Source organism: Pseudoxanthomonas sp. Root630 (genome assembly GCF_001427585.1).
Taxonomy (GTDB): Bacteria; Pseudomonadota; Gammaproteobacteria; order Xanthomonadales; family Xanthomonadaceae; genus Pseudoxanthomonas_A.
The window spans coordinates 210,846-226,073 of sequence record NZ_LMGY01000018.1 but is presented as its reverse complement, the minus strand read 5'-3'; the positions used below and the strand labels follow the sequence as shown (position 1 = coordinate 226,073).

Below are 15,228 nucleotides of genomic sequence, written 5' to 3'. Positions count from 1 at the left end.
CTGGCTGTCGGTGAAGCGGGACTTCTTCATGGAACCTCCTCGGGAAAGCGTACGAGAAAATTCCACTTCTGGCGTCAGCTAATGGGCGGGGGGATTACCGACCATGGCCACCGCATTCGGGACATTTCTAAGAGGAGAGCGTCGAAGGAACGGCAGATTGCTCAATGCACTTCTCCAAACTTGGCGTGGTTGGGTCATGTTGAAATTCTCAGCACTTCATATAGGCATAGCTGGGCCAACGGAAGAATCAGGACTGGTGGCGCCATGGGAAAGGTAGCACCGGAGGGCGCCAAGGCGAACATTTCCAGATCATTTCCGTGGTGGCACCGGCCGTGCCGGGGAGCCTTGCGTTCCGCAATCAGGCCAGCTGCGGCCAGCTCACCCAAGGACTGGCAGGCGGGTGCGGGCACCATACTCCAGCGCTTTCTTGACCCTGATGTCTGCTATCGGCCAGAAGCGGACGTTGGCAATGAGAAAATCGCTAAGGCAACGTCTCCGCCGATCCGGCCTCATTGTCTTGGCGCAATGAAATAGATTCGGCCTTGGTCAAGGGCAACGCAGTCATCCACGACCATGTCTTCGCTAAGTACTCTCGCTCACAGTCGAACTTGTCACTAATAGTCGCCGAACTTCCGTTCGCTTCGTCAATGTCGAATTCGCCGGCGTAGGTGATCTCATCCGCCCTGATCTCAATGGTGAATCGCTTCTCTTCCTGAGGTTTGTGGTTCTTTCCGACTGACCAGATTGGCCCGATCGTGAGTACAGCGCCATCGATCTTCCAAGGCCCAAGTTCGTAAGTGCCAGGGGGAAGGGAAATCGCAGTGACGCTTCCCACGCGCCCACAGCCGATTTCGTAGAAGCCGTTGGGGAATCTCACCTCACGTCCTGCAAGATATCTATACTTCTCGCTAGGCCTTCCGAACTGAAAGCCCCACAGCAGGTCCTTCTTGTTCGCTTTGATCTGGGAGAACAACAGCACTCCGTTGCCGAAGGGGGACTCTCCACCATCTGGTATTCGACTGAAACGCTCGCCGGCGGCACAGGAGTCGACGAAGGATATTGCAGACAGACTCATGAGTAGCCACACGGCAACCAGGCACTTCATCAAACATCCCCGTGGCGATAGTGGCTTCAGTCCCAACGCTATCCGGTGCAAGGCCTTCCAGCAAGCAGAACACGGGGGGGGCATATGCAGCGTCATTCTGCGCATGAGCTTTGTCCGTTCTGGATCGTAAGCGGACCTCTTTACTGGCCTGCAGTCTTCGCGAGCGGGCGCGCGCCGTCGGTGACGTGAAAGATGTCCATGGAGGTACTGTGCGATAGTGACATTACCCCGTCGGGTGAATCGGACTTCATGTAAGTCGATCAAGCTTACTGCACCGACTCCAGCTGCTTCCTGCGTACATATCCGACCTGGCCATCCTCGGTACGCACCTGTACCCACCTCCCTTCATCGGACAGCACCTGGACGGTGGATCCGCTATCGATCTTAGCCACATTCCTCGAGCTCATCTTGGGACCAGACTGCAGCACGATGCGATCGCGCGAATCCACGATTCGTGCACGGGAACCGATCAAGCCAGGTGCAACTTCCGGCGCCGCGGACCGGCTTGCCGCGTCCGCTATGGACTGGGCCTGCTCCGCCGAGAGCTGCTGCCGTGCCGTCGTGCTCATGCCGATCAGGCTCTCTTCACGCGCTGCGCCCTGGGGGGCGCCCTCTTTCAAGTTGGCTTCTGGGATGGAGGTAGTCGCAGGAGAGGAACTGGGATTTCCGCCCTTGTCGGAGCACTGGCTAACGATCAGAAAAACGATCAGCAGACCGACCAGCGTGATGCAGCCTTTGAGGATGCCGCTGCATCCCAGTAGGTCATCGCCCGAGGATGTTGAGCCTGATGAGTTCGAGCCCGACGCAGATGGTTCCTTTATTTCTTTGACTGCGTTGAACTTCGTTTCGTAGTGAGGGTTTTGTGCCTTGGCACTATCTTCAGCTTGATATGGGAGGTTCGCAATGACGCGGACTTTAATCGTCTGAGGATAGCCCTTCGGTGCATGGAACTTTTTGTGCAGCTCAACCTGATAGATCTTCTCACCCATTTTGAAGTTGCCTGCTTCATGCGAGCTGACTTGGGCAGCCTCTTCCCCTGGGCGGAATCCACCTGCGCCCAATGTGCGAAGTGTACGGATTATTGTCTCCCGCGGGAGGTCCGCAAATCTTCGCCGCCGCGCTCCACGGCAAGCGTCAGGATCTGGTCGCGACGGTACTAAACCAGCCCTTGCGTTCGCCGGCTCCGCGAAGCCCCAGTCGACATTCCGCCGCGGCAAACTACCATATTAGAGGTCCGCTTCCGGCCAGGAGCGAACATCCACAGAAGTCGTTCTTCCACTTCTTCTTAGCCAGTGCGGGTAGTCCAAGCTTGCCGCGAGATCCGGTACACACGGGCAGGCGGAACATTGGCTAGAGTCTTCCCCAGGTAGCGAGCCCTTAGGCCGAGACGCTCCAGCAGGGGACGTGACACCGGGCAGCCGGGGCCGTAAGTGAATTGGTAAAGCACGCCATCACGACGAAGATGGCGGAATGCCCCCCGAAGAATCCGAGCGACCTGCAGCTCGGACATCGACAATAGTGGCAAGCCACTGATCACCGCACCAGCCAAATGCGCAGTTGGCATGCGAAGCCTCAACAGCCTCTGTGCATCGATGCGGTGTACATGCGCTTGGGAGTACTTGCGGGAAAGTTGCCGAGCGAAGTCTTCGCCAAGTTCGACCAGGACCAGTTCCGATTCAGGCACACCGCGCGCAATCAGCTGACGCGTGAAGCTGCCCGTTCCTGCACCCAACTCGATGATGGGGGCGTCTTCCGGGCCGATCTCCGAGGTGATGAGCTCTCCCAGCGCCTGACTGGAAGGAAGGACCGCGCCCACGCGCCGAGGTGCGGTGACCCATTGGCAGAGGAAGTCGAGTCGTTCGCTGTTGATCATGGGACTGCCACACCTCAATGGATCAGCTTTCGGAACGCTTCCGGCGTCTTGCCCGTCCACCCATGGAAAGACCGAAAGAACAAGTTGGGGTCCTCGAATCCGAGCAGGAAGCCGATCTCGCCTACAGACAGTTCCGTCCGCAAGAGATAGTGCTTGGCCAGGTCCTCACGCGTCTTGTTGACCAGCACCCGATAGTTGCCTCCCTCCTCTTCCAGTCGCCGCTGCAGTGTCCGCTTGCTCATGGACAAGCGTGCCGCAACGGCGTCTATGCCTGACTGACCCCCAGGCAGCAGTTCGAGCAGGGCCGAGCGAGCGCGCTGCAAGGTGCTGGCATCGGGGCTCAGTTCGCCAAGACGCTGGCGCAGTTCGGGCTCGAACATCTTCCACATCGCATCGTTGGCGGTGAGGAAGGGCCGGTTCGCATCGAGCGCAGAGAAGGTGATGCGAGGGGCATCCCCCTGTTGCGGAGCGCTTCCGAAGAACGTTGCGTAGGCCTTGGTTTGTGCGGCGGGGGGGCGGTGCTGCATGGTCACCCGCATCGCCTTGACGGGCTCCCTCGTGGCCATGCGTAACAGGCGCAGGAGGAACGCGAGTTCGCTGGCCACCACGACGAACGGCACCTCTGCCTGCGCCTCCAACCAGCACGGCGACAGGGTCAGCGCTCCATCGGGACCGACGTCGACCTGAAGGCTCATCGGTGCGATGAGTTTTTTGTACGTGGACAGGCGCTGACCCGCCTGCACCATGTTCGAGCTGCATAGGGCGGCGAAGATCGGCGGGATGAAGGATTCCGCCTGGATCGCCTCGACCAGCCTCAGCGGCAGCAAGGGGTCTCCGGCTTCCGCCTGGAGGCATTCCCAGAACCGGAAATATTCGGCCGTAGTCAGGCCGTTACCCGGTCGCGTGAAGAGTTCCTGCGGCAGACCGGCTCGCCGCAGCAGCGTGTCGCTGCGGATGCCAAGATCCTTCAGCAGAGGGCGCCAGCCGGCATCTACCGGGAAGGTCGAACTACGTGTCATGTCAGGTGAACTGGCTCATGATCAGGCGATCATAGACGCGGTCGCCGAAATATTTGCGCACGAACATCAGCGGTCGCGCCAGGTTGCCGGCCACGTAGCGCGTCTTCGGGCGCCGCGACTGCACCGCACGGGCGATTGCTTTGGCTACGACGGTTGGCTTCGACATCGGCGCCTTGGACGCGGCGATCGCATGCGCCAGTCTGCCATAAGGGCCATTCCCGGACCGATCCAGCATGGGCTTGGTCATCACATCGCCGAACTCTGTTGCGATGATCCCAGGCTCGATCACCACCACATTGATGCCGAAGGGCTTCAGTTCGATCCGCAGCGCGTCGCTCCAGCCTTCCAGCGCGTGCTTCGTCGCGTGGTACCAGGCGCCCAGCGGGGTGTAGATCTTGCCGCCCATGGAGGAGACGTTGATGATCGTCCCGCGCCTGCGCTCGCGCATTGCGGGAATCAGCTGCTGGGTCAAGCGTGCCAGGCCGAACATGTTGACCTCAAACTGCGCGCGCGCATCGTCCAGCGAGGTGTCTTCTACAGAGCCATAAATGGCATAGCCGGCGTTGTTCACCAGCACATCCAGGGCGCCATGGTCTTGGGTGATGCGCTCTACCACTCCAGCCACATCCTCCTCCTTCGTGATGTCCATGCGGAGTGGAATGGCTCCTTCTGCCACCAAGTCTTCCATGGCCTCGGTACGCCTTGCGGCCACATAGACTGTGTGTCCCTGCTGGAGCAGGTTGCGCGCAGTGGCCTTTCCAATACCGGAAGATGCGCCGGTGACGAGAATGACGCTCATGACTAGGACCTGGGGCAAAGCCCGTTTTGAATGTGGTGCCACTTTGTTCCCGAAGGGGTGCCAGGAAACTAGCAGATCACGCCAATTCTCTGGCCAATCGCGCCAATACACTGTGCCGCGGGATCCTGGCTGCTATGGCCGCTTTGGGTCGAGAGAAGACCTGACCTACCCCCGATAAACATCCCTAGTCCCCTGTCCGCTGATATCCGCTTCCGGCCAGAAGCGGACATCGCCACCCTGACGGCCGACGCAGCGAACACAGCGATCTCCGCGCGACCTGGCATTTGCACTGCGCACCGCAGACGAACCGTATTTTTACTGGTCCCCGTGCAGCAAAGTTCCTGATTCGCGACGGCGAGTATCGGCACAGACTGGTACTTCCACTGGGCGAGGCAGAACACCATGGCCACCACGTCGTTCAAAGGCGTCATCAAGCTCGATATCCGCGACTCCAAGGCAGATTGGGAACCCTTTCTTCCGCCCAGGGCACCCGAAGGCGCCCCCAATGTGCTGATCGTCCTCTATGACGACACTGGTCAGGCCGCATGGCAGCCCTATGGTGGCGCCATCAACATGCCGACCCTCCAGAAGCTGGCGGACAACGGCCTGACCTATACGCAGTGGCATACCACCGCATTGTGCTCTCCGACGCGCTCGTGCTTCCTCACGGGCCGCAATCACCACCTCAACGGAATGTCCTGCATCACCGAGGGCGCCAATGGCTTCCCCGGCTGGAGCGGGCGACTGCCGCACAACTGCATGACGATCGGGAGCGTGTTGCAGGAGAACGGCTACAGCACGTACTGGTTGGGCAAGGAGCACAACATCCCGGAGCAGGATATCTGCTCGGGCGGGCCACGTTCCGAGTGGCCGCTGCAACAGGGCTTCGACCGTTTCTACGGATTCCTCGGTGGCGAAACCAACCAGTGGTATCCGGACTTGACCGAGGACAACAAGTTCATCGAACAGCCCTACGGCCCGGAAGAGGGTTACCACCTGTCGAAGGACCTGGTGGACCAGGCCATGCAGATGATCCGCGACCAGAAGGCCTCCAATCCTTCCAAGCCATGGTTCATGTGGCTGTGTCCCGGTGCCAACCACGCACCCCACCACGCGCCGAAGGAGTATGCGGATCGCTACAAGGGCAAGTTCGACGACGGCTACGACGCCTACCGCAAATGGGTCGTGCCGCGGATGGTCCAGAAGGGCATGCTGCCAGCGGGAACCAGGCTCGAAGATTTCAATCCGATCCCCGAAGACCAGGCCAATCCGGGCGACTATGTGCGCCCGTGGGATGAGTTGAGCGCCGCGGAGCGCAAGCTGTTCTCCCGCATGGCCGAAGTGTACGCCGGCTTCTCCGAGTACACCGATGAGCAGATAGGCCGTTTGATCGACTACCTGGAACGCAGCGGCCAGCTGGACAACACCATCGTCATGTACTGCGCGGACAACGGCGCGTCCGGCGAAGGCGGCCCGAACGGCTCCGTCAACGAAAACAAGTTCTTCAACAACTATCCCGACGAACTCAGCGAGAACATGAAGTACCTCGACGTACTCGGCGGCCCGGAGACCTACAACCACTACCCCACCGGCTGGGCCGCAGCGTTCTCTGCGCCTTACAAGATGTTCAAGCGCTACTCCGAGTACGCCGGCGGCACGGCTTGCCCGATGGTGATCCACTGGCCCAAGGGCATCAAGGCGAAAGGCGAAGTCCGCAACCAGTACCACCACGCCGTGGATCTCGTGCCGACCCTGCTGGAGTGCATCGGGCTCGAGATGCCCGACACGTTCCGCGGCGTGAAGCAGCATCCGCTGTCCGGGGTCTCGATGAAGTACAGCTTCGCCGCCGACGGGGCGACGAAGAAGAAGCGGCAGTACTACGCCATGCTGGGCACCCGCGGCATGTGGATGGACGGCTGGAAGGCCGCCGCGATCCACGCTCCACTCACCAGCAAGGGCCATTTCGACAAGGACGAGTGGGAGCTGTACCACGTCGAGGAGGATCGTTCGGAATCCATCAATCTCGCGAAACAGCATCCCGACAAGTTGAAGGCGCTGATCGATGCCTGGTTCGAGGAGGCGGATGCCAACAACATTCTGCCGCTGGATGATCGCAGCGCAGCCGAGCTTCTCGGTGTCGAGCGCCCCAGCACGGAGCCGCCGCGCGAGCGCTACATCTACTACCCCGGCACGTCGCCCGTCCCCGAAGGCGTCGCGGTCAATGTGCGGGGGCGCTCCTACAAGATCATCGCCGATGTCGACATCAAGGACGCCGATGCCTCCGGCGTGCTCTTCGCCCACGGCTCCCGGTTCGGTGGCCACAGCCTCTTCATCAAGGACAGGAAGTTCCACTACGTCTACAACTTCCTCGGCATCAAACCGGAGCAGAAATTCGTCTCCACGACGGAACTCAAGCCTGGCAAGTACTCGCTCGGCATCGAGTTCGAGCGCACCGGCGCGGGCGAACACGGCGAATCGCTCGGCAGGACCAAGCTCTACGTCAACGACAAGATGGAGGCCGAGGGCGACATGAAAACCCAGCTCGGGAAGTTCACGCTCTCCGGCGATGGCCTGTGCATCGGTCGCGACAGCGGCGATGCGGTCAGCGAGAACTACACCACGCCCGGCGAGTTCAAGGGCGGCGAGATCCTGGCGGTCGGCGTGACCGTCGAGAAAACGCAATACCTGGATCTCGAAAAGCTGGCCGCTTCAGCGTTCGCAACGGATTGAAGCCGGAGTTCCGCAGCGGGCGGCGGTCCGACCGCCGCTTCCGCTCCACTCGCTTCAGATCGGAGTGGGTTGTTTCCAGATCACTTGCTTCCGAGCCCCGGGGAGATTCGCCATGAAAGAACCCGCATGCGCGCAGACAGGCAGGCATCGAGGAAGCCGGGTTTCGGCTGATCGCGTGATGTTGGCGCTGTTGATCCTTCCTTCGAGCGCGGCTGCGCAGGAATCCGATGCCGATGCGCTGGCCAAGCAGCTGTCGAATCCGGTGGCAGCGCTCATCAGTGTTCCTGTTCAGTACAACTACGACGAAACGTGGGGTGAGAAGGGGTATCGACACCAGGTCAATGTGCAGCCAGTCGTACCGATCTCCATCTCGGAACACTGGAACATGATCTCGCGAACCATCCTGCCCATCGTCTATCAGGAAGACATTGTTGCAGGCACGGATCAGGCTGGCGTCGGCGACATCACGCAAAGCCTCTTCTTCTCGCCCAAGGCATCCACGAAATCAGGGGTGGTCTGGGGCGTGGGCCCTGCTTTCCTGATTCCGGTGGGCACAGACGACCTTGGGGCTGACACCTGGGGCCTGGGTCCCACAGCCGTTGTGCTCAAACAGGATGGAACGCTGACCTACGGCGCGCTGATCAACCACATCACCGACGTGGCGGGTGGAAGTCGCCGCACCAACATCAACTCCACGTTCTTCCAGCCGTTTGTTGCCAAGGGACTGGGCCAGGGTCGAACGTTGTCTTTCAATATCGAGTCTTCGTACGACTGGGAGAATGAACAATGGACCGTGCCGGTCAATGTCGGCTACAGCAAAGTCTCCAAGCTCGGAAACCAGATGATCAGCTATCAGGGTGGCGTACGCGCCTACCTCGACAAGCCGCGCGGCGGCCCTGATTGGGGCATTCGATTTGCAGTGACGCTTCTTTTCCCGAAGTAGTTCCCTGCTGGCGACGATAGTGGCCGGGTACCGTCCGCCCTGACGATCTCGTCGCCCTGCCTTCGTCCGTTGTGCAAGTCAAAGAATGCCGATACGTGCTTCCGGGAACGGGCACCGTCCCGATCGCCGGCGCTGTCGGCATCACTCTCCCACAACCGTTGGCCGCGCGTCGGCCCCAGGTCATCGAGGAAGGGGCCGCTCGTGGCTGCACCGGATGAACGGGACGCCGCGTGTTTCCGCCGCGGTGCCGTCGGCGACGGCCACTCGCCGACTACCGAGCCCCCGCCAACCGCTCCGGAGTATCTGAACCCGCAAGGCCGCTTTCGGCGAGCGGCAAACGCCTGCGTCACATCGCCGATGCCCTGCAATGACGGTCGATGAAAGCCTGGTGCGGGGGCATCGCTCCCACACTGTTTGCGATGGACTGGTGCACCCGCGCGACGTGTTCGATCAAGGCCTGTTCGGGCATGTCGTCGACGATGGGATGGTACCCGGTCGGCACGATGCCCTGGCCAAGCATCACCTGGACCCAGCTCGGCAGCGCGAAGAACTCGTCCCCCGTGCGGAAGTACCGGCCCCCATGACGGAACATCTCGATCTTGCGCTGCAAGGTGTCGGGGATCGGCATCGTGCGGCAATAGTCCCAGAACGCGCTGTCGCTGCGACGGGTGGCGCAGTAGTGGAGGATGAGGAAATCGCGCGTGCTCTCGTATTCGAACGCAGACTCCTCGTTGAACTGTCGCTCGAGCATGGGATCGAAGTCGCGATCCGGGAACAGGCCCAGCAGGCGCTGGATGCCCGATTGCACCAGATAGATGCTGGTCGATTCCAGCGGCTCCATGAAGCCGCTGGCCAGGCCGAGCGCGACGACGTTCTTGTTCCACAGCTTCCTGCGCATGCCGGTGGTGAACCGTAGCGGGCGTGGATCGGCGAGTGCGCGGCCGTCGAGGTTCGCCAGCAGCGTGGCGGCGGCTTCGTCGTCGCTGATGTACTCGCTGGAATAGACATAGCCGTTGCCGACCCGGCTCTGCAGGGGGATGCGCCATTGCCATCCCGCCGCGCGGGCGGTGGACCGGGTGTACGGTGTCGGCGGCTCCACGGTGGCGCATGGCACGGCCATGGCGCGGTTGCAGGGCAACCAGTGGGTCCAGTCGACATAACCGGTCTTCAGCGTCTGCTCGATCAGCAGGCCGCGGAAGCCGGAGCAATCGATGAACAGGTCTCCCGTGACCTGCTCCCCGCTGTCGAGGACGACGGCTTCGATGAAGCCGTCTTCGCTCCGCTGCTGCACGCCGGTGATCTTTCCTTCGATCCGCTGGACGCCCCTGCGCTCCGACACCTCGCGCAGGAAGCCCGCATACAGCGCAGCATCGAAGTGGTAGGCGTAGGCGATGTCGGCCAGAGGCGAATCCGGCGGGGCATTGGCCGGGCTGGCCATGAACTTCCCCAGAGGGGCCGCCAGTGTCGGCAGCGAGTACTCCCCGATCGGCCGCGCACGGCCGGCCAGGAAGAGCTTGAGCCAGAACTGGTGGAAAGGCAGCGGACCGATGCCCTGGCCGATCTTGCCGAAGCCGTGGACGTAACTCTCGCCGATGCTGCCCCAGTCGTTGAACTGGATGCCGAGCTTGAAGGTTCCCTGCGTGCGTGCGACGAACTCGAACTCGTCGATACCGAGCAGGCCGCTGTTGAACTGCTTCATGTAAGGCACGCTGGCCTCACCGACCCCGACGATCCCGATCTCTTCGGACTCGACGAGGCGGATCGATGCCTGCTTGCCGAGGTAGGTCGCCAACGCGGCGGCGGTCATCCAGCCCGCGCTGCCGCCACCGACGACGACGACGGACCTGATCCGGTTGGGGTGATCCGTCATGACGGCCCGTTCTCCTTGCTTCGACAAGCGTCTGTCGGGAGGTTCTAGGACAACAATGCGTTCACTTCATCGACGCTCGGCATGGCGGCGAATGCGCCTTTGCGCGTGACGGCCAGTGCACCCACGGCGGCGGCGAAGCGGATGGCGGCGGCGACATCGTCGGGACGGGAGATGAAGCGCGCGAAACTCTCGCGGTCCATATCGGCCTTGCTGAGGTGGAAAAGCAGGCCGCCCACGAAAGCATCCCCTGCCGCCGTGGTATCCAGCGCCGTGACGCGGAAGGTGTCCACCGTGCCCTGTGCCGAAGGCGTGTGCCAGGTGATCGGCTTGTCTCCGTCCGTCACCACCAGGATCTTCGCGTGGTGTTGCCAGAGGCGTTCCATCGCCGCCTTCTCTCCGCCCAGCGGACGCGCCAGATATTCCAGCTCTTCGCGCGACAGCTTCACCAGATCGGCCTCGGCCAGCGCCTGCCACAACCGCGGCGAGGGATCTTCGCCTTGCGGCCACAACGCAGGCCGCAGGTTCAGGTCCATGCTGACGATGGCCCCGCCGGCACGTGCGCGACGCATGCCCTCGTACGTGGCCTCGGCCACGCCGGCCTCGGTCAGGCTGTTGGAGCAGACGTGGAAAACGCGGGTGCCTTCGAAACACGCCGGTGTGAAATGCGCGGCGCGGAACAGCAGGTCGGCCGCAGGCGGGCGATAGAAACTGAAGCTGCGCTCGCCGTGCTCGTCCAGCGCCACGAAAGCCAGCGCGGTCTTCGCCTCGCTCGTGCGCACGATGCAGTCCGTGGCGACACCCGCCGATGCCAGGCTGTCGAACAGGAAATCGCCGAACATGTCTTCGCCCAGCATGCCCGCGAAATGCGTGTCTGCGCCCAACCGCGCCGCTGCCACCGCGACGTTCGCCGGCGCTCCCCCTGCGTACTGCAGGAAACTGCGTGGCGCGTCGGCCGAGGCTGGCGGTTGCGCCAGCATGTCGATCAGCGCCTCGCCGAAGCAGACGATCTTGCGCGCCGGAGAATTCATGCGGCGCCCCCTCGCGGACAGGCGTGCGAAGGCGCCGTGATGTCGGCGCGGCAAGGGAGTGAGGCGTATGGAGCGATCGGATTCATGGGGATCAGGACGATGGAAAGAGGGTCGGGGCGGGTCGTCGTCGTCCAGCGTCGCGTCGCAACGACGTGGAGGCGGAAGTGGGCGGACATGGATTCATTTCAGCCGTGCTCCACTGCTCTCTCGCACGGACAACGTCACCGGCGCGATGGTCTTCTGGGGCGAGGCGCCGTCTTCCAATTGCCTGAGCACCAGGTGCGCCGCCTGCCGTCCGCGCTCGCGCGGATGGGCGGCCAGCGTGGTCAGCGGCGGGGTCGTCACGGCGGCCTCGGGAATATCGTCGAAGCCGGTGACCGCGAAGCCCTTGCCGGGCTGGATGCCGCGTGCAAGCAGGCCCAGCATCAGGCCCAGTGCGACGGTATCGTTGTAGCAGACCGCCGCGGTGGGCACCGCATGCTCGCCGAACAGCTCGCCGGTCCGCGCGGCCGCTTCGAGGCGATTGGGCGCCGATTCGATCAGCCATGCCGCATCGACCGGCAGGCCCGCCTTCTTCATCGCCAGCGCATGCCCAGCGCGCCGCTGGCGGCACGAGCTCGAGTCGGCATGGCCGCCATAGAACGCGATGCGCCGGTGCCCAAGGGAAATCAGGTGTTCGGTGGCCAGTTGCGCGCCGTTCTGGTTGTCCAATCCCAGGAAGCCCCAATCGTCCGCGCCGGAGAGTTCGCGATTGAAGAGCAGCACATTGGCGCGCGCGTCCAGCGCCTTGTGGAGCTGTGCAGCATTGCTGCCCTCGGCCGGGGAAAGGATCACGCCTGCCGGTGTGTGCTCCATCAGCGACGTGAGCACCGCCTGCTGACGCTCGGGTGATTCGCCCGTGCTGCCGAGCAGCGTCACGTAGCCTTTCTCTCCTAGCGCTTCGTCGACGCCCGCCGCGAACTCGGCGAAGAAGGGGTTCGCCAGGTCGTTGATGACCAGCGCCACGCTGGACGACGTGCGTCGGCGCAGGTTCGCCGCGCCACGGTTGTAGACGTAGCGTTGCCGCTTGAGCTCGGCCTCCACCCTCGCCCGTGTGTCCACGTGCACGAGCGGGCTGCCGCGCAGTACCAGCGACACCGTCGCGCGCGAGACGCCGATGGCATTGGCGATATCGGTGACCGTGACCACGCGCTGCGGATCGCGCTTGCGCTCGGCCTCGGCCGGCGCGCCCCCCTTGGTCCGGGATGGCGTGCCTTTCGCCTTGGGCGCAGCGGCCTTGGGGGCACGTGCGGACCCTGGCCGGGGCGGGCGTTTCTGGCTCATATGGATCGATCCATCGCGATGGTGCGCCCAGCGTAAACCATCACGTTGGCCTCCACGCCATCGCGCCGCGCAGGCTCAACGGTTCGCCCCCGCTGCCGCGGCGGCCGTGGCCGTATCGGCGGCGCACGGCGACATCGGGAGGTCTTCCGGGCGCGTGCCCCACCCTTGCGGTTGCGGCGCATCGGCCAGATCGAAGCGCAGGCGACCACCCTGGCGCAGGCGTTCCCAGTCCAGCCACACCGCCGCATGGGCGGTGCCGTCCAGCGACACGCCGGTGACGTACCGGGCCTTGCCATCGCCTGCCTGCGGCGCCTCGATGCGCAAGGTGCGCCCCGGCGCCACGTCCACATCGACACGCGGGAAGCGGGGCGCGTGCAGCACGAACTGTCCCGTGCCGGGCACCACGGGATACAGGCCCATCGCACTGAACAGATACCAGGCCGACATGGTGCCCAGGTCGTCATTGCCGGTGACGCCGTTCGGCGCATTGGTGAACAACTGTTGCGCGGCATGCAGGACCGTGGAGGTTTTCCACGGCTGGCCGATCAACGTGTACATCCAGGGCACATGCAGGTCGGGCTCGTTGTTCGGGTTGTAGCGGAACTGGTTGTAGTAGCTGTAGGGCCCCACGACCCATTCCTTGCGGGCCGCGCCGACCGGGTCTGCCAGCAACGCGTCGTAGGCGAAGAAATCGTCCAGCCGGCGCGCGGCTTCCTCCGGCCCGTGCATGGCCTGCACCAGGCCCGGCACGTCCTGCTGCGCGAGCCACTGGTACTGCCACGCGGTGCCTTCGTGGAAGCCGTGGTGCGAACGCGGGCTGTAGTGGCCATCGGAGGGGGTGTACCACGCACCGTCGCCGGTGCGCGGGCGCGGGAAACCGCTGAAACCGGCATCCTCGTCACGCACCGAGGCGTCCCACAGCGTGCGCCAGTTCCGCCCACGGCGCTTCAACACGGCCGCATCGTCGCCATGCCCCAAGGCACCCGCCATCACCGACAACGAGCAATCCGCCAATGCGTACTCCAGCGTCGCCGAGCCGCCATGGTGCGGATCCACGTCCATCCCCTTGGAAGGGAATGCACGGTCGTACTGCACGAAACCCTCCGCCAGGTAGTGCGGATTGCCGGAGCGGCCGGCATGGCGCGAATTCAGCGGTGGCATGTCGAACGCGTTCTTGCGTAGCGCGGCATACGCTTCTGCTTCACGCCCCTTCAGTGCGCCGAAGCGCCACAGATCCACCAGGAAGGGGGTGACCGGATCGCCGGTCATGATGTTGGTCTCGAAGCTGGCATAGCCCCAGCGCGGCAGCCAGCCGCCCTGCTGGTCGATGGCCAGGACCGAACGCGCGATGTCGGCGGCCCGCTGCGGACGCAACAGCGCGATCAGCTGGTTCTGCGAACGGTAGGTGTCCCACAACGAGAAGTACTCGTAGTAGGTCCACCCGTCGGCGCGATGGATGAGGTCGTCGTAGCCGCGATAGCGGCCATCGGCGTCGCTGCCGGTCAACGGCTGCAACAGGGCGTGGTACAGCGCGGTGTAGAACACCGTCCTGTCGTCGCCGGTACCTCCCTGCACGCGCACGCTCGAGAGCTCGGCATCCCATGCCTTCTGCGCGCGCGCGCGCATCGCATCGAAGCCCAGCAACGTGCCGGCCGACATGCCGTCGCTGCGCAGGTTGTTGCGCGCACCCTCGGCATCGACATGCGAGATCGCCGAGATCGCCGTGACGGAACGCTGCTTGCCCAGATCGAAGGTCAGCCACGCGCCGCTGGGCTTGCCCTCGCCTTCCATGCCATGACGCGAGCCCGGCACGCCGCCACCTTCGCCCCACGTGCCGAAGGACTTGAAGGGGCGGTCGAACTCGATGCGGAACCACGTCGTGTACTGGTGTCCGCCGCAGAAACTCTTGGTCACCAGCTTGCCTTCCACCGCACGGTCACCGACGACCGTCATCGCGCTTCCCGTCACCGCATGGCGTTCGTTGGCCTGCCCGATGTTGACCAGTACGTGGCCCTCGCCCGTCGCCGTGAAGGTGTAGCGCTCGGCCGCCGCACGGGTCAGCGCGGTGGTTTCCGCATCGATGCCGCCGTAGTCGGTCAATCGCACCTTGTAGTAGCCGGCCTGGCCGCTTTCGCCGTCGTGCCGGTAGCGCGATCCGTAACGCTTGTGGTCGAACGTCTTGGCATCGGCCGTATCGAAATCGCCACCCGGGCCGATGCGTCCGGTCACCGGCAAGACCGACACCTGACCGCCCTGCTCCCAGCACCCGGCGCCCGAGAGGAAGGAATGGCCGAAGCCACGGATCTGCGGATCGTCGTAGCGCCAGCCCGAGTAGTGCGAACCGATCGGGCTGACCTGGATCATCCCGAACGGTGCGGACGCGCCCGGGAACGTGTTGCCGTCGTCCTTGCTGCCGATGAAGGTATTGACCTCGCTGCTGGGCCCCTGCGTGGCCGCGGTCGCCGGGGCCGCCAGGATGAGCAGGAGCGGCAGCATGCGGAACAGAGGAAGGAGCGAAGTCGGTTTCATGCGTTCTGG

The 15,228-nt window shown here is 63.4% G+C and carries 11 protein-coding genes; 2 read left to right on the top strand and 9 right to left on the bottom strand.

Features of this window, described 5'->3' with window-relative positions:
• Positions 1 to 481: 481 nt before the first annotated feature.
• From ASD72_RS17710 to ASD72_RS17690, 5 genes are all read right to left on the bottom strand, one after another.
• A complete protein-coding gene (locus tag ASD72_RS17710; RefSeq protein ID WP_056881275.1) occupies positions 482 to 1,105 on the bottom strand; it encodes a hypothetical protein in 624 nt (207 codons plus the stop codon).
• Between the two features lie 266 nt (positions 1,106 to 1,371).
• Entirely contained in the window at positions 1,372 to 2,094 is a 723-nt protein-coding gene (locus tag ASD72_RS20715) for an SH3 domain-containing protein (RefSeq protein WP_081420442.1), read from the bottom strand.
• 296 nt (positions 2,095 to 2,390) lie between these two features.
• Positions 2,391 to 2,978 carry a methyltransferase domain-containing protein gene (locus ASD72_RS17700; protein WP_056881273.1) on the bottom strand — a complete coding sequence of 196 codons (588 nt, stop codon included), beginning with the start codon at positions 2,976 to 2,978 and terminating at the stop codon, positions 2,391 to 2,393.
• A 14-nt stretch (positions 2,979 to 2,992) separates the two neighbouring features.
• Positions 2,993 to 3,997, bottom strand: coding sequence for an AraC family transcriptional regulator (locus tag ASD72_RS17695; protein ID WP_056881272.1), 1,005 nt, complete (start codon positions 3,995 to 3,997; stop codon positions 2,993 to 2,995).
• Position 3,998: 1 nt separating this feature from the next.
• On the bottom strand, positions 3,999 to 4,796 hold the full coding sequence (locus tag ASD72_RS17690) for an oxidoreductase (RefSeq protein ID WP_056881271.1): 798 nt from the start codon (positions 4,794 to 4,796) through the stop codon (positions 3,999 to 4,001).
• 402 nt (positions 4,797 to 5,198) lie between these two features.
• Here ASD72_RS17690 and ASD72_RS17685 point away from each other — a divergent pair, with 402 nt between their 5' ends.
• A complete protein-coding gene (locus ASD72_RS17685) occupies positions 5,199 to 7,526 on the top strand; it encodes an arylsulfatase (protein ID WP_056881270.1) in 2,328 nt (775 codons plus the stop codon).
• Between the two features lie 112 nt (positions 7,527 to 7,638).
• Entirely contained in the window at positions 7,639 to 8,469 is an 831-nt protein-coding gene (locus ASD72_RS17680; RefSeq protein ID WP_081420441.1) for a hypothetical protein, read from the top strand.
• A 346-nt stretch (positions 8,470 to 8,815) separates the two neighbouring features.
• Here the strand turns inward: ASD72_RS17680 and ASD72_RS17675 are convergent, their stop codons facing one another.
• The 4 genes from ASD72_RS17675 to ASD72_RS17660 form a co-directional block, all read right to left on the bottom strand.
• Positions 8,816 to 10,339 carry a tryptophan halogenase family protein gene (locus tag ASD72_RS17675; RefSeq protein ID WP_056881268.1) on the bottom strand — a complete coding sequence of 508 codons (1,524 nt, stop codon included), beginning with the start codon at positions 10,337 to 10,339 and terminating at the stop codon, positions 8,816 to 8,818.
• A gap of 44 nt (positions 10,340 to 10,383) precedes the next feature.
• Entirely contained in the window at positions 10,384 to 11,367 is a 984-nt protein-coding gene (locus ASD72_RS17670; protein WP_056881267.1) for a carbohydrate kinase, read from the bottom strand.
• Positions 11,368 to 11,547: 180 nt separating this feature from the next.
• Positions 11,548 to 12,690 (bottom strand): LacI family DNA-binding transcriptional regulator, encoded by a 1,143-nt coding sequence (locus tag ASD72_RS17665; RefSeq protein WP_081420440.1) that lies wholly within the window; start codon positions 12,688 to 12,690, stop codon positions 11,548 to 11,550.
• Positions 12,691 to 12,765: 75 nt separating this feature from the next.
• A complete protein-coding gene (locus tag ASD72_RS17660) occupies positions 12,766 to 15,186 on the bottom strand; it encodes a GH92 family glycosyl hydrolase (RefSeq protein ID WP_235578055.1) in 2,421 nt (806 codons plus the stop codon).
• Positions 15,187 to 15,228: the final 42 nt, after the last annotated feature.

Coding starts and splice junctions, on each gene's coding strand:
- ASD72_RS17695 (WP_056881272.1), bottom strand. CDS start 3,997: ATGACACGTAGTTCGACCTTCCCGGTAGATGCCGGCTGGCGCCCTCTG.
- ASD72_RS17660 (WP_235578055.1), bottom strand. CDS start 15,186: ATGCTGCCGCTCCTGCTCATCCTGGCGGCCCCGGCGACCGCGGCCACG.
- ASD72_RS17690 (WP_056881271.1), bottom strand. CDS start 4,796: ATGAGCGTCATTCTCGTCACCGGCGCATCTTCCGGTATTGGAAAGGCC.
- ASD72_RS17685 (WP_056881270.1), top strand. CDS start 5,199: ATGGCCACCACGTCGTTCAAAGGCGTCATCAAGCTCGATATCCGCGAC.
- ASD72_RS17670 (WP_056881267.1), bottom strand. CDS start 11,367: ATGAATTCTCCGGCGCGCAAGATCGTCTGCTTCGGCGAGGCGCTGATC.
- ASD72_RS17700 (WP_056881273.1), bottom strand. CDS start 2,978: ATGATCAACAGCGAACGACTCGACTTCCTCTGCCAATGGGTCACCGCA.
- ASD72_RS17665 (WP_081420440.1), bottom strand. CDS start 12,690: ATGAGCCAGAAACGCCCGCCCCGGCCAGGGTCCGCACGTGCCCCCAAG.
- ASD72_RS17710 (WP_056881275.1), bottom strand. CDS start 1,105: ATGAAGTGCCTGGTTGCCGTGTGGCTACTCATGAGTCTGTCTGCAATA.
- ASD72_RS20715 (WP_081420442.1), bottom strand. CDS start 2,094: ATGGGTGAGAAGATCTATCAGGTTGAGCTGCACAAAAAGTTCCATGCA.
- ASD72_RS17680 (WP_081420441.1), top strand. CDS start 7,639: ATGAAAGAACCCGCATGCGCGCAGACAGGCAGGCATCGAGGAAGCCGG.
- ASD72_RS17675 (WP_056881268.1), bottom strand. CDS start 10,339: ATGACGGATCACCCCAACCGGATCAGGTCCGTCGTCGTCGTCGGTGGC.